This window comes from Corynebacterium sp. HMSC062E11 (assembly GCF_001811845.1).
GTDB lineage: Bacteria > Actinomycetota > Actinomycetes > Mycobacteriales > Mycobacteriaceae > Corynebacterium > Corynebacterium hesseae.
Genome location: NZ_KV806774.1, coordinates 209,241 through 230,044 on the forward strand (window position 1 = coordinate 209,241; position 20,804 = coordinate 230,044).

General features: G+C 59.9%; 19 protein-coding genes and 1 pseudogene. 15 read left to right on the forward strand and 5 right to left on the reverse strand.

What is annotated here, in order from left to right; translation table 11 throughout:
* The first annotated feature begins 213 nt into the window (after positions 1-213).
* The 10 genes and pseudogenes from HMPREF2822_RS00940 to HMPREF2822_RS00985 all read left to right on the forward strand — a co-directional run.
* Positions 214-825: an aa3-type cytochrome oxidase subunit III gene (locus HMPREF2822_RS00940; protein WP_369815732.1), complete on the forward strand. Its 612-nt coding sequence runs from the start codon at positions 214-216 to the stop codon at positions 823-825.
* A gap of 67 nt (positions 826-892) precedes the next feature.
* On the forward strand, positions 893-1,780 hold the full coding sequence (locus HMPREF2822_RS00945; RefSeq protein ID WP_070519807.1) for a cytochrome bc1 complex diheme cytochrome c subunit: 888 nt from the start codon (positions 893-895) through the stop codon (positions 1,778-1,780).
* The gene (locus HMPREF2822_RS00950) at positions 1,777-2,997 is read left to right on the forward strand and encodes a cytochrome bc1 complex Rieske iron-sulfur subunit (protein WP_070519809.1); all 1,221 of its coding nucleotides are present in this window, start codon (positions 1,777-1,779) and stop codon (positions 2,995-2,997) included. The genes HMPREF2822_RS00945 and HMPREF2822_RS00950 overlap by 4 nt, the downstream gene beginning before the upstream one ends.
* The gene (locus HMPREF2822_RS00955; RefSeq protein ID WP_070519811.1) at positions 2,997-4,619 is read left to right on the forward strand and encodes a cytochrome bc1 complex cytochrome b subunit; all 1,623 of its coding nucleotides are present in this window, start codon (positions 2,997-2,999) and stop codon (positions 4,617-4,619) included. The genes HMPREF2822_RS00950 and HMPREF2822_RS00955 overlap by 1 nt, the downstream gene beginning before the upstream one ends.
* 885 nt (positions 4,620-5,504) lie before the next feature.
* A complete protein-coding gene (locus tag HMPREF2822_RS00960; RefSeq protein ID WP_070520146.1) occupies positions 5,505-6,134 on the forward strand; it encodes a C40 family peptidase in 630 nt (209 codons plus the stop codon).
* A 158-nt stretch (positions 6,135-6,292) separates the two neighbouring features.
* On the forward strand, positions 6,293-7,369 hold the full coding sequence (locus HMPREF2822_RS00965) for a C40 family peptidase (protein WP_070519813.1): 1,077 nt from the start codon (positions 6,293-6,295) through the stop codon (positions 7,367-7,369).
* Positions 7,370-7,372: 3 nt separating this feature from the next.
* Positions 7,373-8,554, forward strand: a complete 1,182-nt coding sequence (locus HMPREF2822_RS00970) for a glycosyltransferase family 4 protein (protein WP_070519815.1) — start codon at positions 7,373-7,375, stop codon at positions 8,552-8,554.
* On the forward strand, positions 8,529-9,485 hold the full coding sequence (locus HMPREF2822_RS00975) for an ROK family protein (RefSeq protein WP_070519817.1): 957 nt from the start codon (positions 8,529-8,531) through the stop codon (positions 9,483-9,485). The genes HMPREF2822_RS00970 and HMPREF2822_RS00975 overlap by 26 nt, the downstream gene beginning before the upstream one ends.
* 66 nt (positions 9,486-9,551) lie before the next feature.
* Entirely contained in the window at positions 9,552-10,298 is a 747-nt protein-coding gene (locus HMPREF2822_RS00980) for a lysophospholipid acyltransferase family protein (protein WP_070519819.1), read from the forward strand.
* Between the two features lie 72 nt (positions 10,299-10,370).
* A pseudogene (locus HMPREF2822_RS00985) lies at positions 10,371-11,285 on the forward strand (hypothetical protein); the annotation flags it as partial.
* A gap of 35 nt (positions 11,286-11,320) precedes the next feature.
* Here the strand turns inward: HMPREF2822_RS00985 and HMPREF2822_RS13825 are convergent.
* Complete coding sequence (locus HMPREF2822_RS13825) at positions 11,321-12,583, reverse strand: glycosyltransferase 87 family protein (protein WP_369815733.1); 1,263 nt, start codon at positions 12,581-12,583, stop codon at positions 11,321-11,323.
* A gap of 60 nt (positions 12,584-12,643) precedes the next feature.
* Between HMPREF2822_RS13825 and HMPREF2822_RS00990 the strand changes: the two genes are divergently transcribed.
* Both HMPREF2822_RS00990 and HMPREF2822_RS00995 read left to right on the forward strand, forming a co-directional pair.
* The gene (locus HMPREF2822_RS00990) at positions 12,644-13,156 is read left to right on the forward strand and encodes a polyadenylate-specific 3'-exoribonuclease AS (protein ID WP_070519824.1); all 513 of its coding nucleotides are present in this window, start codon (positions 12,644-12,646) and stop codon (positions 13,154-13,156) included.
* A 66-nt stretch (positions 13,157-13,222) separates the two neighbouring features.
* Positions 13,223-14,611, forward strand: coding sequence for a class II 3-deoxy-7-phosphoheptulonate synthase (locus tag HMPREF2822_RS00995; RefSeq protein WP_070519826.1), 1,389 nt, complete (start codon positions 13,223-13,225; stop codon positions 14,609-14,611).
* A 12-nt stretch (positions 14,612-14,623) separates the two neighbouring features.
* Here HMPREF2822_RS00995 and HMPREF2822_RS01000 read toward each other — a convergent pair whose 3' ends face one another.
* The gene (locus tag HMPREF2822_RS01000) at positions 14,624-15,874 is read right to left on the reverse strand and encodes a protein kinase domain-containing protein (RefSeq protein WP_070519828.1); all 1,251 of its coding nucleotides are present in this window, start codon (positions 15,872-15,874) and stop codon (positions 14,624-14,626) included.
* Between the two features lie 50 nt (positions 15,875-15,924).
* Between HMPREF2822_RS01000 and HMPREF2822_RS01005 the strand changes: the two genes are divergently transcribed.
* Positions 15,925-16,323 carry an Rv2175c family DNA-binding protein gene (locus HMPREF2822_RS01005; RefSeq protein WP_070519830.1) on the forward strand — a complete coding sequence of 133 codons (399 nt, stop codon included), beginning with the start codon at positions 15,925-15,927 and terminating at the stop codon, positions 16,321-16,323.
* Here the strand turns inward: HMPREF2822_RS01005 and HMPREF2822_RS01010 are convergent.
* Genes HMPREF2822_RS01010 through HMPREF2822_RS01020 form a run of 3 tightly spaced genes read right to left on the reverse strand, consistent with a single transcriptional unit; the run spans position 16,292 to position 19,539 of the window.
* A complete protein-coding gene (locus HMPREF2822_RS01010; protein WP_070519832.1) occupies positions 16,292-17,830 on the reverse strand; it encodes an alpha-(1->6)-mannopyranosyltransferase A in 1,539 nt (512 codons plus the stop codon). The genes HMPREF2822_RS01005 and HMPREF2822_RS01010 overlap by 32 nt on opposite strands.
* 1 nt (position 17,831) lies before the next feature.
* On the reverse strand, positions 17,832-18,923 hold the full coding sequence (locus HMPREF2822_RS01015; protein WP_070520148.1) for a polyprenyl synthetase family protein: 1,092 nt from the start codon (positions 18,921-18,923) through the stop codon (positions 17,832-17,834).
* 43 nt (positions 18,924-18,966) lie between these two features.
* Positions 18,967-19,539 (reverse strand): GNAT family N-acetyltransferase, encoded by a 573-nt coding sequence (locus tag HMPREF2822_RS01020; RefSeq protein WP_070519834.1) that lies wholly within the window; start codon positions 19,537-19,539, stop codon positions 18,967-18,969.
* Between the two features lie 253 nt (positions 19,540-19,792).
* Here HMPREF2822_RS01020 and HMPREF2822_RS01025 point away from each other — a divergent pair, with 253 nt between their 5' ends.
* Positions 19,793-20,236: an SAV_6107 family HEPN domain-containing protein gene (locus HMPREF2822_RS01025; protein WP_070519836.1), complete on the forward strand. Its 444-nt coding sequence runs from the start codon at positions 19,793-19,795 to the stop codon at positions 20,234-20,236.
* Positions 20,237-20,388: 152 nt separating this feature from the next.
* Positions 20,389-20,796 carry a DUF3040 domain-containing protein gene (locus tag HMPREF2822_RS01030; RefSeq protein WP_070519838.1) on the forward strand — a complete coding sequence of 136 codons (408 nt, stop codon included), beginning with the start codon at positions 20,389-20,391 and terminating at the stop codon, positions 20,794-20,796.
* Positions 20,797-20,804: the final 8 nt, after the last annotated feature.

A 20,804-nucleotide genomic window follows, 5' to 3' on the forward strand; every position in this document is an offset into this window, starting at 1 on the left:
TGACGTGCTTTGAATGCTTGCCGTCTTCGTTAGTACGTTGCACTACCTGCAGGGATGGGGCGTCGTAAAGCGCGGTGAAAAGTTCCCAACTATTTCCTGAATGATTTGGGCACTCCGGACGAGCTGAAGATAGTGAAGGTCTATGCTCTGGCCTCAAAAAAATCGGGGGGAAATGAGATGACTTATGCGGCTAGACCAGCCATACTGTTATGCGTGACGAGCGTAGTTTCTAACCAAGGTATGGCAGCACCACGTGTTGCCGCGCTGAACCGACCCAACATGGTCAGCGTTGGCACCATCGTGTTCCTGTCTCAGGAATTGATGTTCTTTGCTGGACTGTTCGCGATGTGGTTCACCTCGCGTGCGAACGGCCAGGAGGGTGACTGGGCTGAGCACACCGCGCACATCAACGTGCCGATGGGCTTCATCATTACGACAGTCCTGGTTCTTTCCTCCGTGACCTCTCAGTTCGGCGTGTTTGCAGCAGAAAGGGGTGACGTATACAAGCTCCGACTCTGGTACTCGGTGACCATCGCGTTGGGTGTTGTCTTCCTAGGCATCATGGCGTTCGAGTGGACAGAGTTGATCATGGCTGGTGTCACTGTTCAGTCCAGCGTGTTCGGTTCGGTCTTCTACATTCTGACCGGCTTCCACGCGGCTCACGTGACTGCGGGTCTGATTTCCTTCGGAATCATCTTGGCGCGCATCGCCCGCTCCAAGTTCACGCCTGCACAGGCCACCGCGGCAATGGCAGTGTCCTACTACTGGCACTTCGTTGACGTTGTGTGGATCGGCGTGTTCGTAGTCATCTACCTAGTTCAGTAGGCCGTAGTCGCCGGGGAGCAACCGGCCTACAGCCATTCATTTCCATGTACGAGTTATCTAAAGGAAAATGATGGATAACATCCAGCAGCCCGCCGCAGTGGAAGACACCACTGCCGCGGCTAAGAAGACCCGCCGTCGCCGCAAGGCGAAGCGCACGCTGGCTGGCGTCTTTGCGCTGAGCATCGGCCTTACCGGCGCTGGCGTCTTGGCTTCTGCCTTGACCCCTGACGCGCAGGTGGCTACAGCCGCAAAGGATGACCAGGCACTCGTTCAAGAGGGCAAGGACATCTACGAAGTCGCTTGTATTACCTGCCACGGCGCTAACCTGCAGGGCATCCAGGACCGCGGCCCGTCCCTCGTTGGCATTGGTGCCGGCTCCGTGTACTTCCAGGTTCACTCCGGCCGCATGCCGATGATGTCTAACGACGCTCAGGCTGAGCGCAAGACTCCGCGCTACACCGAGCAGCAAACCCTGGCGCTTGCCGCTTATGTTGCTGCCAACGGTGGCGGTGCCGATATCGTCTACAACGAGGACGGCTCCGTTGCGCAGGAATCCCTGCGCGGCGCTAACTACAACGGGCAGATTCAGGCAGAGGACGTAGCTAAGGGTTCTGAGCTCTTCCGCATGAACTGCGCGTCCTGCCACAACTTCACCGGCAAGGGCGGCGCGCTGTCCTCCGGTAAGTTTGCCCCGCCGCTGGCTCCGGCCAACGAGCAGGAGATCTACCAGGCAATGCTGACCGGTCCGCAGAACATGCCGAAGTTCTCTGACCGTCAGCTGACCGCAGACGAGAAGAAGGACATCATCGCCTACCTCAAGTCTGCAAAGGAAACCCCGTCCCCGGCCGGCTGGTCGCTCGGCGGTCTCGGCCCAGTGGCTGAGGGCCTGGCAATGTGGATCATCGGCATCAGCCTTCTGTGCGTTGCCGCTATGTGGATTGGATCTCGCTCATGAGCAACGTAAAGAAGAATTACTCTCGCAAAGAGCTCGATGCTATGAGCAACGACGAGCTCGCAGCACTCGGCACCGAGCTTGACGACGTTACCGTCGCATTCCGCAAGGAACGCTTCCCGGTCGAGGGCGACCCCGCTGAGAAGCGCGCCGCCGGCAATGTCACCTTCTGGCTCATCGTTTCTGTACTGATGGGCATCGCCTTCCTTGGCGTTTACCTTTTCTGGCCGTGGCAGTACAAGATGCTGGGGGAGGACGGCCTGTGGTGGCACACGCTCTACACCCCGCTGCTGGGCCTGACTTCCGGCCTGTGCATTCTGGGCCTGGGCTTCGCCATTGTTCAGTACGTCAAGAAGATTCTCCCGGAGGAGATCTCAGTCCAGCGTCGCCACGACGGTCCTTCCGAAGAGGTTGACCGCCGCACGCTGACCGCGCTGCTTAATGATTCTTGGAACACGTCGACGCTGGGTCGCCGTTCCACCATCAAGGGTCTGCTCGGCGGCGCCGGCGTTCTGTTCGGCCTGACGGTTATTGCGCCGCTGGGTGGCGCCATCAATAACCCGTGGAAGAAGCGCCACGATCTGAACTATGCCGGCGACGGCACGTTGTGGACCTCCGGTTGGACCATGCATGAAAAGGGCGTCAAGCTCTACCTTGCTCGCGACACCGGTACTATCGCCGAGAAGCATGAAGGCGAATCCGGCACTCACTACACCACCCGCGGTGTTACCCGCCTGGTTCGTGTACGTCCGGAGGACCTTGCGGCCGGCGGCATGGAGACTGTTTTCCCGCTGGCTGCTGAGGATGTCAACGATGGTGCTGAGTACTCCGAGGACAAGGACGTCTACGAGAACCACATGCACTCCATCCATGGCAACCGTAACGCCGTGATGCTCATCCGCCTGCGCAACGATGATGCCAAGAAGGCCATCGAGCGCAAGGGCCAGGAGGACTTCCACTACGGCGATTACTACGCCTACTCCAAGATTTGTACCCATATTGGTTGCCCGACCTCGTTGTACGAGGCTCAGACCAACCGCATTCTCTGCCCGTGCCACCAGTCGCAGTTCGACGCTCTGCACTACGGCAAACCGGTCTTCGGTCCGGCCGCCCGTGCACTTCCGCAGCTGCCGATTGACGTGGACGAAGAGGGCTACCTCATTGCTAAGGGCAACTTCATCGAGCCCGTCGGACCTGCATTCTGGGAGCGTAAGTCATAATGAGTAACAAACTTGCACAGATGGGTAACAACATGGACGAGCGGTACTCCGCTGCCGGCGTCCTGCGTACCCAGCTCAACAAAGTCTTTCCCACTCACTGGTCCTTCATGCTCGGTGAGATGGCACTGTACAGCTTCATCATCTTGGTGCTGACCGGCATCTACTTGGCGCTGTTCTTCGATCCTTCCATCACGAAGGTCATTTACGACGGCGCTTACACCCCGCTCAACGGTGTGGAGATGTCGCGTGCCTATGCAACTGCGCTTGACCTCTCCTTCGAGGTTCGCGGTGGTCTGTTCGTGCGCCAGATGCACCATTGGGCAGCACTCATGTTCATGATGTCCATGATTGCCCACATGCTTCGCATCTTCTTCACCGGTGCGTTCCGTCGCCCGCGTGAGGCTAACTGGATTATCGGTTGCGCCTTGATTCTCTTGGGCATGATCGAGGGCTTCCTCGGTTACTCCCTTCCGGACGACCTCCTCTCCGGTGTCGGTCTGCGAATCATGTCCGCCATTATCCTGGGCCTGCCGATCATCGGCACCTGGCTGCACTGGGCCATCTTCGGTGGCGACTTCCCGTCCGACCTGATGCTGGATCGTTTCTACATCCTGCACGTGCTGGTTATCCCGGGCATCATCCTGGGCCTGATTGCAGCTCACCTCATCATGGTCTGGTTCCAGAAGCACACCCAGTTCCCTGGACCGGGCCGCGCTGAGAACAATGTTGTTGGCGTCCGCATTATGCCGGTCTTCGCCACCAAGGCCATTGGCATGGGCATGATGGTTGCCGGCGTGCTGGCTCTCATCTCCGGTCTGATGACTATTAACTCCATCTGGAACCTTGGCCCGTACAATCCGTCTCAGGTTTCCGCTGGTTCCCAGCCGGATATTTACATGCTGTGGACTGACGGTGTTGCTCGTGTCATGCCGGCATGGGAGCTCTACATCGGCAACTACACGATTCCGTCCGCCTTCTGGGTTGCACTGCTCTGTGGCTTGATGGTTGTGTTGCTGTTTGCTTACCCGTTCATCGAGAAGAAGCTGACTGGTGACGACGCCCACCACAATCTCTTGCAGCGCCCGCGCGATGTCCCGGTTCGCTCCGCTATTGGCGCGGCTGCCATCACGTTCTTCCTTCTGGTGACGCTGTCCGGTGGTAACGACCACGTGGCTCACTTCTTCCAGATCTCCCTGAACGCGATGACTTGGGTTGGCCGTATCGGTCTCATCGTCCTGCCGCCGATCGCTTACTTCATGACTTACCGCATCTGCGTTGGTCTGCAGCGCTCCGACCGTGAGGTCCTGGAGCACGGTATTGAGACTGGCGTTATCAAGCAGCTGCCGAATGGTGCCTTCATTGAGGTCCACCAGCCGCTTGGCCCGGTGGATGACCATGGCCACCCGGTTCCGCTCGAGTACTCCGGTGCCGCGGTTCCGAAGCAGCTCAACCAGCTGGGTCTGGCTGACTCCGAGACGCAGGGCATCTTCTCTTCCGATGACCCGTCCATCGTCTCCCGCGTCAACGAGATTCGCCACGAGAACCACGCTGAGGAGGCGGAGATGTTCCGCCAGCTCAACGAGTCTAATCGCCGCGAAGACGAGGAGAACGGCCGCATCTAGCGCCTTCACTCGCTGAAACACGCTCACAAGAGCCCGTGCTCCTTTCCAATACGAGGAAAGGAACACGGGCTCTCAGCGTTTCTGTATCCGCTTTGTAGCGCTGTGACGGGCGGGTAGGACGCAGTGGTGGGTCCTGAACCGGCAAAGCGGGCAGTGGCCCTGCCAGAGTTGGGTATAGCGGCTGCAGTTAACTTTCCGTTAACCGTGAATCAACTTTGCCCCTTTATGCCACTCAAGGTGGCTGATCTCTAATGGTCGAGCAATAGCACCGGGGTCGGTGGAGGAATCTGCTAAAAGTCCACAGCATTTCTTGATTCTTTGGTGGTGTTTTAGGAGTGCACTGTGGGTAGGTTGGGGCATTTGATGCCCGGCATTACCGGTGTGTGACGAAGGTTACATCATTATTTTTATGGCGAATTCGGATTCCGGTCATGCGCTATTGGTCTAGTGGTCTCGCGTTGGCTGGCGACCCTGTTGTGGCAGGTTGTTGCCTGTATCTTCTGGTGGGTAGTGTGTATTGGAGTCGGGGCTGCGCGGGGGATGTCTTTTAGGTTTCCGTTTGATAACAGGACGGTAACGAAGCCGGTTTTGCGTTTCTGACTCGACATCGCTTGTGATGATTTCGTAACCTATTCGAGACATTGAGTTACCGACACGGTGTACACATCACCGGTGCTCAATACGAACTGAAGATTTAAGCGCCGCGTCTGGCCCCTCCTAAAACCGGGGGCCGAGCGGAGATGGCTCTACAGGAATGGGTCATCGTCGAACGCTAGGCCCGCCCCTTGGGTCAGAGCTTTTGCCCGCGTCATCAAGAAGGTGAATGAATGATTCGCCGTCTTGGCGGGCGAAGTAGGCGCATAGGAAGATTTGGAGTTTAAATTCGTGGCTAAGCACCGTCGTCAGGGCAACGTGAACACCCGTCGCATCGCATCTACCGCTGCTATCGCAGCAACCGCAGCTGTTACCGTACCGGCTGCCGCCAACGCTGCCGAGGTCGTTGTTCCGGACACCGACATCCGCTTTGAGGTCGCCGGCCTGGAGAATGTTCCTAACATTCAGCAGCTGCCCAACGTTGATCGCTACATCCCTGCCTTCAAGGCAAACCAGGGTGGCGGCTACGCCGCTGCTGTTGAGTCCCCGGCGACACCGGCCCCGGCGCCGACCCAGTCCGTGGGCGAGAAGGTTCTTGAAGCCGCTCGTTCCGCCATCGGTTCCCCGTACGTCTACGGCGCTAACGGCCCGAGCGCCTTCGATTGCTCTGGCCTGACCTCCTGGGCTTACCAGCAGGCTGGCGTGTCCATCCCGCGTACGTCCCAGGCGCAGGCATCTGCCGGCACCCCGGTGTCCCTCGATGCGCTGCAGCCGGGTGACATCATCGTGTACTACTCTGGTGCATCTCACGTTGGCATCTACACCGGCCATGGCACCATCATTGACGCTCTGAACTCCGGTACCCCGGTGGGTGAGCGTTCCCTGAACTACATGCCGATTCACTCCGCAGTTCGCTTCTAAGCGCACTCGGTAATCGTCCTAACCCCTTCCGCCGCTCTTGCCATGTTGATGGTGAGGGTGGGGAAGGGGTTCGGCTATTCTTGTAGACGTTATGTTTTTGCTCGACTGAGGGTATAATTCAGTTATCTATTAACCTTCTCTAAGTTTCGGGGGTATCCATGTCGCGGCGTGGCCTTGCGTGTGCGGTCGCTGCACTTGCCTTGAGCACGGTTCCAGTTGCCATCCTTTCACCGTCGGCTGTGTCCCAGGAGGTTTCTCCGGAGCAGCAGCAGGAAGGCGCTCCGCAAGCGGAGGATCCTGAAGACCTGCCCGGCCTCATTGAGCGCATGGCGGACGTCGCCCAGCGCGTGTCTGCCAAGGGTGAGGAAGTCAAGGGGCTCGAGGATGAGCTCGCTGAGTCGGAGAAAGAGATCGGCGAGCTGGAATTAAAGGCCGAGGAAGCGCAGCGTACTTCCGAAGATGCCTCAGCCGCTGTGGCCGAACAACAGGAACGCATCGATGCTCTAGCGCAGAAGCGCTATCGTAGGAATGCCGCTGCAACGTCGGTCTCCGCCGCCCTCAATGCAAATGACGTGGCCAGTGCGGTAGAACGGATGGGCTATCTAGGTGCCCTATCCAAGGCCGCGAAGCGTGAGGAAGACGCAATGGTCGCGGCTTCCGCAGCGGCCGACAACGCGCATCAAGAGGCGGTTGATGCCGCCGAGGAGGCACGCCATAAGCGTGACGAGCTGCAGGTAAAGCGTGACTCGGTGCTGAAAGAAAAGGCCGAGCTGGAAGAACAACAGAAGGAACTTGAGGCCACCGTTGATGGCTTAAGCCCAGAAGCGCGTGAGGCATGGGTCCAGCACTTCGGTGGATCCTCCGACCTTGACTTGGCTGCGCTGGCCGATGGCTCCGGGTCTGCCGCTGTGGAAGCCGCTCTCAGCCGTATTGGCGCCCCGTATGGCTGGGGCGCAACGGGTCCTGATGTTTTTGACTGTTCTGGCCTGATGGTGTGGAGCTATCAGCAGATGGGCAAGAGCATTCCGCGCACCTCGCAGGCGCAGCTCGCCGGTGGTACGCCGGTGCCGCTGGACCAACTCCAGCCCGGCGATATTGTGGGCTATTACCCCGGCGTTACCCACGTGGGAATGTATATCGGTGATGGCCAGATTGTTCATGCCTCCACCTATGGCGTCCCCGTGGCCGTGGTGCCGCTGAATTCCATGCCGGTGGAAGGTGCCGTACGCTATTAGGACATGGCGCGCACACTCCTCGTCACCAATGACTTCCCGCCCACCATCGGCGGGATCCAGTCCTATCTTCGAGATTTTCTGGCGACCCTCAACCCGCAGGATGTCGTGGTTTTCGCCTCGACTCAAGACGGGGACGCCGCTGCGGAGTATGACTCGACGCTGCCCTATACCGTGGTCCGCTGGCCGCGCTCCATCATGCTGCCAACGCCTGCTACGGCCCGCCAGATGCAGCGCCTCATCCGAGAACACGATATCAAGGCCGTGTGGTTTGGTGCTGCGGCCCCACTCGCGCTCATGGCGCCGGCAGCGCGTGCAGCGGGCGCGCGCCGCATCGTAGCCACAACGCACGGGCATGAGGTGGGGTGGTCCATGCTTCCTGGGGCACGGCAAGCCTTGCGCAGGATCGGCAAGTCTTCGGATGTCCTCACGTATATCTCGGACTACACGCGCAACAGGTTGGAGCCCGCGTTCGGCTCGGGTGCGCGGTGGGTTCATTTGCCCTCGGCGGTCAACCTGGAGGATTTCACGCCAGCTACCGCAGCAGAGAAGCAGGCGGCCCGTGCGCATTTCGGGTTGGGCCCCGGCCCAGTAATTGTCTGCATCTCCCGTCTGGTCCCGCGTAAAGGTCAGGATCAACTCTTGCGCGCTATGCCAGCGGTGCGTGGGCGAATTCCAGATGCGCAATTACTCATTATCGGACGCGGCCGCTACGAGCCGACCTTGCGTGAACTTGCGCATCTGTACTGCCCAGACGCCGTGATTCAGGAGGCGCGGGATACGGCGGAATTGCGTTTGGCCCTCCATGCGGCCGATGTATTCGCCATGCCTGCGCGCACACGAGGTGGCGGACTCGACGTCGAGGGACTCGGCATTGTTTACCTCGAGGCGCAGGCGGCGGGGCTGCCAGTGGTTGCTGGAGATTCCGGCGGAGCACCGGAAACGGTGACTCCGGAAACAGGGCTCGTTGTGCGCGGGTCTTCGGTACCGGAGCTCGAGGAGGCACTGTGCACGCTGCTTGGCGATGCCCCCCGGGCCCACCGTATGGGGGCAGCCGGGCGCCGCCACGTAGAGGAGCGCTGGACGTGGGAAATCATGGGCGCACGATTGCGCGAGATTCTTGAATGTGATCGAGGGCAAGCCGGGGTATATCCTACTAGTCATGCTTCAACACACTCCCTCCGCTGAAGACGGCCGCAGTGGCCTCACCATCGGGTTCGATATTGGTGGAACAAACCTGCGCGCCGCGGTGATTGATCCCGCCGGAGAGATTGTGGATTCGATGAGCGTGCCTACGGCCATGGAAGCGCGAGAGCTCGAAGATGACATCGTGCGTTGCGTCGACAGCCTCGCAGCTTCTCATGACATTGATGCCGTTGGGCTTGCCCTCGCAGGGTTCTTGGATCCCGAATGCGAGATTGTGCGTTTTGCTCCGCATTTGCCGTGGCGGGACGCCCCAGTGCGTGAAATCTTGAGCAAGCGCTTGGACGTTCCTGTCCGGCTTGAGCACGACGCCAACTCGGCCGCGTGGGGGGAGTGGCGCTTTGGTGCAGGACGCGGGGCGAAGGAATGGGTTTTCTTCGCTGTCGGTACCGGCATTGGAGCCACGCTATTTAATGACGGCACGATCTACCGCGGAGCTTTCGGCACTGCCCCTGAGTTTGGGCACCTCGTTGTTTCACCGGGCGGACGCCAATGCTCGTGCGGAAAGCGCGGCTGCCTCGAACGCTACGCGTCCGGAACCGCTCTGCCGGACACCTGCGCGGATCTGCGCGGTGACTTTGAAACCACCCTCCCGGAGAATCCCTCCGGCGAGGAGATCACCGCGGCCGCTCGCCGGGGAGATCCGCTAGGTCTGGCTGTCATGGATAACTTCGGACAGTGGTTGGGGCAGGGACTATCCATGGTGGCGGATGTCCTTGATCCCGAGCTGATCGTCATCGGCGGTGGGGTATCCAAGGACGCGGATCTGTTCCTAGATCGGGCACGGGAAGCTATGGCTAGCCAGATTGTCGGGGCCGGTCACAGGCCTCTAGCCCGAGTCGCAACCGCGAAACTGGGTTCCGCGGCGGGTATGATTGGTGTCGCTGATCTCGCCCGCCAGGAGCACCGAGGTTAACACCGCACATTTTTCTTTCAACGGACAGCGTGGCCTGTTCGGCATAAACAGATAGGACTATAAGCGATGCGAAACAAGTGGTACTGGGCCTTTAAGCACATCTTTTTTGGCCCGGCCCTTCGAGTATGGAACCGCCCATGGTCCGAAGGAATGGATCGCATCCCGGAATCCGGTTCGGCTATCTTGGCATCCTCTCACCAAGCCGTCATGGATTCTTTCTACTTCCCCCTGTTGTGCCCGCGGCAGATTACTTTTCTGGCTAAGAGCGAGTATTTCACCACCCCCGGTTTCGTTGGCGGCCTGCAAAAGTGGTTCTTTAGCTCCGTGGGGCAGGTACCGATTGACCGCGTCAATAAAGACGCGAGCGACGCCATGCTAGCGAGCGCGCAACGCATTATCGGCCGCGGGGATCTCTTTGGAATCTACCCGGAGGGAACTCGTTCGCCCGATGGACGCATTTACAAGGGGCGCACCGGCATGGCGCGCATCGCGTTGACCACTGGTAAGCAGGTAATTCCCATCGCCATGATTAATACCCGGAAGGCAAACCCGATCGGTTCATGGATCCCGCGCCCGGTTCGCGTCGGCATGCGCGTGGGTGAGCCCATCGACCCCCAGGCGTGGGCCGCTGAACGCAACCTTGATCCTCAGGACCACGCTACTGCGCGCGCCTTCACGGACTACGTGATGAAGCAGCTGGCTGAGTTGGCGGGTAAACCCTATGTCGACGTGTACGCCTCCGATGTGAAGGCCTCTCTGCAAGCTGGACACGGCTACCCGGAAGGGGCCGAGCCCGGTTCGGAGGCACGGTAGTCAGTGTCTTCTTCTCTAACCAAACGCCTGGCGTGGCCCGATGTAGCGAAAGGCATCTCCATCCTGGGCGTCGTGCTTCTGCACATCACGCTCACCGTTCCTGAATCAGGGGAGACGTGGCTGGCGGCCTTTAACGTCTGGCTGGATCCGCTTCGCTTACCTCTGTTCTTCTTGGTGAGCGGCTTTTTTGCCCAGAAGGTTTTTCGCTTTAGCTTCGCGGAGCTTTTCACACGCCGCCTGTGGTACTTCCTCGTTCCCTATGTGGTCTGGATGCTCGTTGAGCAACAAACCAAACGCGTGGAGTACCACTGGGTCTTTGGAGATCCCATCTTCGATGTTGGCCAAATGACAGCCAGCCTGCTCGTGGGCCATTCCATGGCATGGTTTTTGCATTCGCTGATTCTGTTCAACATCTTCTTGTGGTGCGTACGCAAGCTCCCCGGGTGGGCAGCGATGGCGCTGAGCTTTAGCCCGATTCTGTTCACCGCTTGGCAGGCGCAATACACCTCGATTGCGAAGGCCATCATGTTTCTCCCGGTCTTTGTCGGCGCTGCCTATTTCCGTGATGCCATTTCCGACTTCGCTGCAGCTATCGAGGCACCGTTTAAGGGCATATGGGATCACCGCAGTTTTTGGGCGTATTCCGGGATGACAGTGGCCTACGCCATCGGCTTTTTTACTCGCCGCGCGTGGGATAACTTCTCCGGAGAAGTTGACGTCACGTGGTTGTTGCCTGGTACGGAGGCGCTGGTGCGGGATGACGTTCACATCCTCGTTCGCATGGTAGAGCAGTTCTTCGAGGTGCCAGTGGGAATCGCGGTGGCGGTGGCGGTGTCCTATATTCCGGCCTTGTCCACTGGTCTGCGTTTCATCGGTGCCCACACGCTGCCTATCTATCTAGGGCATCCCATCGGTCTCACCGTTCTTTATGGCTACCCCATGGCGCTCCATCCTCGGGAGGTTAGCCTGGCGGGCCAGTGGCCGCTGGAAAACACGTGGTTCTGGCTTAGCATGTGCGTTCTTTATTGCGCAGTCGCGTCGCTAGCACTGTGGGCTTTGGGCAAGGTGCCCGTCGTGGGCTGGACGCTTAAACCGCCGCCAATCGGTGCGGGTCGGCGAAAAACGGAACCGTCGTCTGTAGGCACGAGCCTGAGCCAGCAGCTCACCGCGACAAGAAACACGACGAGCAAGAAATAGTCGTTGCCCGGAATCTGCTGCCACCACGACCACGTCAGCTCCAGCTGCTCATTGTGCGGGACGAGCCAGTGGCCGCGGGCCAGCAACGTCAGCCATGTGAGGGCAGCTAGGAACCAGTGTCGGCGGGCGGTCAGATATACCGCTGCCAAGCAGAGCCACGTGAAATGGTGAGACCACGAGACCGGGGAGCACAGCAGCGCCGCCGAGGAAGCGAGCAGCACGAGCTCGACCTGCGATGATGTATGCTCCATAAGCCACCACAGAAGCGCGACGATGGCGATGCATCCGAGAATCCAAAGAGCCGATGCTTGCTCGGGGACAATGCGGCTTAGCAGGCCGCGGAGTGATTGGTTGCCGGAGTAGGCCAGCCCGCCGATGCGCGAGGAATCACGAAGGGTATCGGTCCAATACACCGCGGAGCTCGCTGGGGAGGCGAGGTGCCCCACTACACCACATGCGACAAAGGAGACCAACGCCGTGGCAAGAGCGCGCCAGTCGCGGCGAACGAAAAACACGGCGAGGAACACCGCTGGGGTGAGCTTGATGGCTATTGCAATGCCCGTAAGCACACCACGCCACGAGCTTCGTGGGCTCAGCAGTAAGCAATCTACAACGACCGCCGCGGTCAACAAAAGGTTCACTTGGCCGAAGCTGAGCGTCTCAGTAACCGGTTCCATCAGCATGCAGGCGCACAATGCCCACGAGGACCACCAACCAGGTCGCTCAGTAGCACAGCTCCGAGAAATCACGGCATACAGGCAAACCCACAGCGCCCCGAGCGATGCTGCGGTAAGAAGAACGGACAGCGGCCACAACGGGAGCCATGACACCATGGCGAAAAGCGCTGCAGCAAAAGGCGGGTAGGTAAAAGGCAGCGAAAAACCGTTGTCGAGCACATAGCTCTGTGCGTAAAGATTCTCTCCGCGTAGAAGCGCGCGTCCTCCCTCGCGATAGACATCGAGGTCAATGTGGTAATAAGGTGCAATGCTGCCGCTGCTGAATAATGCCGGAAGCTGGATAATCCACGCTAGGGAGGCCAGCCCTGCTATGAACAAGGGGAGAAGAGGGGAGGAGAGAGCTTTCTTCACGCAGTTGAGTATAGACCCCAGTGGGCAGGCCTATGTGGGCGGGAGACTAGGATACGGGGCGTGCGCTACTTCTACGACACCGAATTTATCGAGGACGGATCGACCATTGAATTGGTCTCCATCGGAATTGTCGGGGAAGACGGTAGCGAATACTACGCGGTATCGACAGATTTTGATCCGGCCAAGGCAAACGCATGGGTGCGTGAGAATGTTTTGGATAAGCTGCCGAGTCCAGCAGATCCGGTCTGGAAATCGCGCGAAACCATCCGCGAAGATCTCCTGAAATTCCTCGGCCGGCACTCCACTCCCATCGAGTTGTGGGCCTGGGTGGGCGCTTATGACCACGTGGTTGTTGCGCAACTCTGGGGCGATATGGCGAGTCTGCCCAAGGGCCTGCCGCGCTATACCCGGGAGCTTAAGCAGTATTGGGAATTCGCCGGCCGCCCCAAGCTGCCTCCAGTCCCGAACGGCAACCATGACGCGTTGGTCGACGCCCGCCATAATCTGGCCAAATTTCGGGTTTGTGAACAGCACTTGCCGTTGACTAGGGGCAACCGCGTTAATAAAGCGTGAATTAATACCGTGGCCGAAATGCCATTAACTAACGCGCGATAGACCCAAGATGGTTAAATACTGGGTGTGAGTTGGACAGTAGATATTCCCAAAGAAGTGCTCCCTGATCTGCCACCGCTGCCGGAGGGGATCAACGAGAAGTTTCAAGATGCGATTGCCCGCGAGGCAAAGCAGCAACCCAGCTGGGATCAGCTGCAAGCCGATAACGTGCGCAAGATCCTGGAATCCGTCCCACCTATCGTCGTGGCTCCAGAGATTGAGGACCTCAAGCGCAAGCTTGCCGACGTCGCCCTGGGCAACGCCTTCCTCCTCCAGGGAGGCGACTGCGCGGAAACCTTCGAGTCCAATACGGAGCCGCACATCCGCGGCAACATCAAGACGCTGCTTCAAATGGCCGTAGTTTTGACGTATGGCGCGTCCACCCCGGTGGTTAAGCTCGGTCGCATCGCCGGCCAGTACGCGAAGCCGCGCTCCTCTGATCTGGACGCAAACGGCTTGTACAACTACCGCGGTGACATCGTCAACGGCGTAGAAGCCAACGAGGAATCCCGCCGCCACGATCCCGCCCGCATGATCCGTGCCTATGCGAACTCCTCGGCGGCCATGAACCTGGTCCGCGCACTGACCCAATCCGGTACTGCTGACCTTTACCGACTCCACGAGTGGAATCGCGAGTTTGTGGCCAACTCTCCGGCAGGCGCTCGCTACCAGGCCCTGGCGAATGAAATTGAGAACGGCCTGGCCTTCATGAACGCCTGCGGAGTCTCAGACGAGACCCTGCGTTCGGCACAGATCTACTGCTCCCATGAAGCCCTGCTGCGTGACTATGAGCGTTCCATGCTGCGCTTGGGCTTGGACACTAACGGCGAGACCAAGCTCTACGACCTGTCCGCTCACCAGCTGTGGATCGGCGAGCGCACCCGCGGCCTCGACGATTTCCACGTCGCTTTCGCCTCCATCATCGGCAACCCCGTGGGCATCAAGCTTGGCCCAGGAGTAACTCCGGAGCAGGCTGTGCAGTACGCAGAGCGTCTGGATCCGAACCGTGAGCCTGGCCGCCTAACCATGATCGCCCGCATGGGCCACGATAAGGTGCGTTCCGTCCTGCCGCCGATCATCAAGGCCGTGGAGGACTCCGGCCACAAGGTTGTGTGGCAGTCCGATCCGATGCACGGGAATACCTTCACGGCATCGAATGGCTACAAGACCCGCCACTTCGACAAGATCGTCGACGAGGTCCAGGGCTTCTTCGAGGTGCACCGTGAACTGGGTACTCACCCTGGTGGTGTCCACCTAGAGTTCACCGGCGAGGACGTCACCGAGTGCCTCGGCGGCGCTGAGGACATCACGGACGTGGATCTGCCGGGCCGCTACGAGTCCGCCGTGGATCCGCGCCTGAACACGCAGCAATCGCTGGAGCTGTCCTTCCTTATCGCGGAGATGCTGCGCAACTAGAAGTTGCGCAGGCTAATATGGCCTCCAGAGAATCGGCCACGTGCCGTATTCTCCGGAGCCAAACCACCAGGCCGCCACGGCGACAGCCAAGGTGGCGAGGCCGACGAGGACGAGGAAGCCAACGAGGGCAATCGCGCTGCGGTTGCTCAAGGGGCGCTCTTCTGGCTCCTCCTCGGCACCGGCCGGGGGAAGCGGCGCAGAAGGTTCTGCTACCGCAGGGGACGGTGCCGGAGGATTTACCGGTGCGGCCGGCGGGAGAAAAACATCGTTTCGAGGCTCTACACGGGTTTCCCGCGTGGGCGCTTGAGGCGCCGGGATCGTGGACGTAGCTTCGAAGACCCGGGTATTGCCTGCCCCCGAAAAATCCGTGGGCACAGCGGCTGTTCGTGCAGCAGCCGAGTTCCGCGGGACGGGGACGGTGAATTGCGGGAGCTGCAGTTCACGGGATACATCATCCAGCGCATCGAGGAATTCGCCGGCATCCGCAAACCTTTCGGCCGGCTGGCGCGCGGTGGCGGTGGCCACGAGGGCGTCGAAAAGCATGGGCACCCCCTCGATGCGTGAGGACGGCGCCACCACATCCGCGTGCACGCGCGCTGTGGCGTGGGCCAGTGGGGTCTCGCCGTGGAAGGGGACCGTGCCGGTAAGGAGCTCAAACAGGACAATTCCGGCCGAGTAGACATCGGAAGCCGGGGTGATATCCGCACCCGTAACCTGCTCGGGGGAGAGGTAGCTGACGGTGCCGACGATTTGACCCGAGCTATCGTGCTCCGCTTTGGCGGAGCGCACCAAGCCGAAATCGCCGACCTTAACGCGGTGGTTGTCCGTGATGAGAACGTTGTCTGGCTTGATATCGCGGTGCACGAGGCCGGCGTGGTGGACCTCGGTGAGCCCGGCCAGCACGGAGTGCATGACGCCGGCTGCGGCATGTGGCGGCATGGGGCCGCGTTCAGCAAGGAGCTCGCGCAAGGTGCCGCCGGTGATGAGCTCCATGATGAGATAGATGGGCAACCCATCCGCGGAGAAATCATGCACGGCGACGAGGTTGGGATGGCTTAGCTGTGCCATGGCGCGGGCCTCGCGCTCGAAGCGGGTGACGAAGACAGGGTCATCGTGATAGCGCTCATCCATGACCTTGGCGGCCACTGCGCGGCCCAAGCGCATGTCGACACAGCGATACACAGTGGACATGCCGCCGCGAGCGATCGGCTGATCGATGCGGTAGCGTCCTTCGAGAATGTCGCCCACGTTCAGCCTTGTCATGGATTCCAGTATGGCCGATCAGCGCCCCAAAGTGTGATCCGGCTACAGTTGTGTCCGTGACTAATTCTGAGAACAACTTCGAGAATCCCCACCCGGAACTACCGCAGCTCCTCGCCGGGGAAAAGCTGCTGACGCTCGCTGAGGTTGCTGAAAAGCTCGATCTTCCCATCACTCGCGTCTTCGACCTGCTCAACGCGCGTAAATTCATTGTGTGGCGAAACGCCGAGGGGGAGCGCCTCGTCCCGGAGGCATTCTTCAATTCCAAGGGCGTCATTTCCAAGCACGTGTCCGGAGTGATTACGGTCCTCTCCGATAACGGCTGGGGCGACAATGAAATTCTGGCGCACCTGTTTACCGAAGATGAGTCCTTGCCAGGCCGCCCCATTGACGCGCTCCACGGGCACCTTGCGCGCGAGGTTATTCGGCGCGCGCAGGCTTCGGCGTTTTAGCAGTAGCAGCCTCATCCATGGCCGCGGTGGTGCGTGGAACACCATCGAAAATCCACTGCGTTGCTGACCACGCCACGACCACCATGGCGATGTCCCAGAACCAGTTATAGAGCTGGTGGTTTCCGTCGCCAGCGAAGGCCACTCCGATAAAGAGGGCCACGCCGGTGGTTAGTTTGATCAAGGGCAGCGGTGGACGGAAGGTTCCCATGAGCGTCAGCACGGAGGCGTAATACCAGGGAAGCGTCACAGAGTTGAAGACGAACGCCACCTGGTAGGCAGCAGCCGTAGCGGCAATCGCGCGGCGCACGCCCGTTCGCCCCCACCACCACACGACGACGAGGCCGAGGAGCATGAGGATCATCGCAATTGAACGCAACACGCTGAGCACCCCGTTATAGGTGGTATCGGGGGAGAAGACCTGGATGAGCGGTACCAGAATGTCGGCGAGCAAGGTAGGGCCGGCCAGGGGATTGATCACCTTGGAATTGCCACTGATTTGTGACAACCAGCCCCACGAGCTTCCCGACGCCCACGTAATCACCGCCACCGCCAGCGCGACCTCCGCCACGGCAACGACGCCGGACAGGAGAAAGACCTCGAAGCGCTTGAGTGGCGTGGTGCCTTTCGGCGCCCAGTGGTGCAGCATGAGCCACACGATAAACGGTGCGGCGAATACAGCTGTGGCTTTGAGCGACACCGCTACGCCGACAAGAAGGAGGCTGAGATGAAACTTGTTGTGAACCGCGGCGAGCAATCCCAGCGATACCAAGCCCACCATGACCGATTCATTGTGCATGCCGCCGATGAGGTGCAATAGAATCACTGGATTCGCTACACCCAACCACAGCGCTAGCGCCGGATCGCCCCCGATGCTGCGTGCAAGGCGTGGAATCGACCAAGCGATGGCGGCAAAGCCGAGGACCGATATCGCCTTATAGACGATGATGCCCGCGGCGACATTGTCCCCCACGAGGTCGGTTACCCCGTTGCCCATCCACAAGTGCAGCGGACCATAAGGCGTAGTGGTGTTGCGCCAGTCGTGTGAGACTTCCAGCAGGAAGGGGCCGGGGTTAACAGCCGCGCCTTCGACATAAGGATCGAAACCATCGCGCACCATGGCTCCCTGCATGAGATAGGAGTACACGTCCCGCGAAGCCAGTGGGGCCGCGCACAACAGCGGGGCAACCCAGCACATCAGCATTCGGCGGATGTCAGACAGCGCGCCGTCGGGTTGCGGGTTCTTGAGCTGTGGGGCGATGAGATAACGCCCAGCCAGGACCCACGCGGCGACCAATCCAAAGAGGCCAACCCAATAGAGGACTATGCCGATGTTGCGGCCGTGGCCATACGCGAGAAAACCGATATTGAGTGCCTCAAGAAAGCCGCCGCGGTTCCGGGTTGCGCCACCAGAGAAGGAGGCGAGAGCAAGGATCGCCGCGGAGACGATGCCCAAAGGAAGGGGGTTGGGAATGCGCAGGGATACGCGCGCGGATGCGGAGCGGGCCATGCTACATCCGGCGTGCGGTGGATTTGTGGGCAAGCTCTTCCAGCGTTGCCGTGACTTCGGGGGCGACCTGGGCATTATGAAGGTGGTCAAGGCCCGAGCGCGTGAGATCGCTGATGCGCTGCTCGACGACATCCGGTGCCCCGGAATCGGCAATGATCTGGGCCATGCGGGCAATATCTGCGGGATCCTCCGTCTGGCCGATGAGTCGGCGAAGCTCCGCGGCAGCAGCGGGATCAGTGGTATCCGCACGTTGCAGAGCCAATGACAAGAGGATCGTGCGCTTGCCCTCGCGCAGATCATCACCGGCGGGCTTGCCAGTAATTGCTGGGTCACCAAAGACCCCCAACAAATCATCGCGGAGCTGGAATGCGACCCCGATGTCTTGTCCATAGCCGCGGAAAGCGGCAACAAGCTTTTCGGGTGCTCCTGCTACGGCTGCGCCCAAATGCAACGGGCGCTCGATGGTGTACGCGGCGGTCTTGAAACGGTTTACTGAGTCCGCCAACGTTGCATCCTCGGAGCCTTCCGCTTCGAGGCAAATATCCAGCATTTGCCCGCCGATAACCTCGCGGCGCATCGCCCGCCACGGCGCCCGAGCGCGCGCGAGCGCCTCGGGGCTCAGGCCGGAATCCTGGAGCATGTCCTCGGCCCAGACCAAGGCCATGTCGCCCACAAGGATGGCGAGAGACTGCCCGAAGAAGTCAGCGTCACCGCTGAGCCCGAGCTCCCGATGGCGAGCGGCTACGCCACGGTGGACGGTGGGATTGCCGCGCCGGGTATCGGAAGCATCCACGATGTCATCGTGGATGAGAGCACAAGCCTGGATGAATTCTAGGGAAGAAGCTGCGCGGAGCATCGCCTGCGGGGACTCCGTGCCCTCGAGCCCATGTGCGCCGATAAAACCTGCCCACGCGTAGAGAGGGCGGATACGTTTTCCGCCGTCCAGCACGAAGGATTCCAAATAGGAGATCGCGTTAGTCACCGGGGAACCGATGGACGCGATGGCGTCGCGCTGACTATCTAGGAAAAGCTCGAGCTCCTCGCGTACGGCTACGGGGATATCGTCCAGGGAAGGTATTTGCGGAGTAGTCACGCCTGCCACTCTACCTGGGCAGGCTCACGGATTAGACGCCAGGTTAAGCGGTACCGGCTGGTGCTAGCGGCACAGCTGATTGCAGGATGGCGAAGGGGCGTGAATCGGCGGGGTAATGGAGCTGGCGAAGGAAGTCACTAAAGCCCATTGTGCGGTAGAGGCCGAAGGCGGAGTTGGCTTCATTGGGAACCTCAGGTGTGGAGAGCAGGATGTAGCGGGCGGGGAGGTTCCAGGCCAGTGCTTCAAGCAGCGCACGGCCCAGACCGTGGCCCTGTGCCTCGGGCACTACGTGGATTTCCGCCAACTCAAAATAGTTGTGGAGAACCTCTTCTTGCTCTGGGGTTGCGCCGCCGTTGTTGGAGAGCGCTCGGCGGAGTTGCCTATCCCACCAGGTATCAGGAGAGCCTAGAAAGCCGTAGGCAAAGCCGGTGATGCCGTCTTCGGAGGTGGCCGCCACGCAGGAAAACCCCGGGCGTATGAGATCCCCGCGCCACCGCATGATGGAGCTGTTGCGTACTGAGGGGTCGTAGTTCATCGCTGCAATGTAGATATCCACCAAGTGCGGGAGGGCAATGGCGAACTCTTGGGGGCTTAGGCGGCGCAGCGTGTAACTCACATGTCTAATAACAACAGATTCTTGCGGTATGTGAAAGCAGGCAACGAACCCTTCGCAGGCAAATTTGATGTGCATGTTCGAAAAACGTGGAGAAGTTCGGTAAAACTATTGTCAAATTCGAACATGTGGACTAACATTGGGGGTGGATGTAGGAAGGCGGCTTTAAGGTGAATCGCGTCAACAAACAACGACAGGAAATCAACAACACAGTCTCTATTGACAAGCTCAGGAAGAAGCCCAAGGGGGAGAGGTCATGGCACAGGTAATCTCAGCAACAGCAGCGGCGCGGAGCCGTAACCGGGAGGCGTTGCAGTGCATACGCCGCGATCGTTTCGTGGGTCAAGCGTTGGATTTGTTGGTGGAGGCGCGCCAGAGCGCGGCGGAGGGGCGTTTCGCGGACGCTTTGGAAATGGCCTATCGCGCCTCGCTGCGCGCTGCCGGTGCTCGGGTGGCGGCGTCCACGGTGTCACGTCGTCGGCGCTTGCCCACCTCCGCTTGGGAGCAAGTGGCGCTCATCGGCCAGGCTGATGCGCAGTGGGCAGCGGAGTTTAAGGACTACTCGCTTGTGCGTTCGCGAGTGGCATCCGGACTGGATCCGGTCCCTGATCCTGATACGGTCTATCGCTATGTGGCGCTTGCCGCCCGCTATGTGGATGCGACTGAGTCTGAGCTGGGCTTCGGTGGTCTCGCGGCTTAATGCGGAGCGCGGGGCCACAGTAGTGGGGCGTAGTGCGTTTAAAACGTGTGGACTGTCTTTGCGGGAACTATCTCGCTATCCTTGACGTTATAGAGGTAGTAATCCTATTTCCCAGTTCCACTACCTAAACCCAACCCACTACGGAGGACGCTGTGGCCCTTTCTGAGCACGAACAGCAAGCGCTGCGTGAAATTGAGCAGTCGTTGCTGGCCAATGATCCTGGTTTTGGTGCGTCGGTGTCCGGTGAAACTTCTTTCGGCGCAAACTCGGGCGTTATCACCCTCCGCGGAGTTGCCCTGATTGTTGTCGGTCTCTGCATGATGGTGGGCGGTATTGCGCTGGCCCAGCAATCCCTGTGGTTTGTGAGCCTCTCGGTCCTCGGCTTCCTAGTCATGTTTGGATCCGGCGTCTGGATGCTGCGCGGGAACTCGGAGGATTCTCTGGTTGCAGTCGGTGCGCAGTCGTCCACTCGGGGTCGCGGCAAGCAATCCAAGAAGGGCGGTAGCGACGTTGGAAACCGCCTCGAAGACAATTTCCGTCGTCGTTTCGAAGGTCGCTAAGCGTCTAG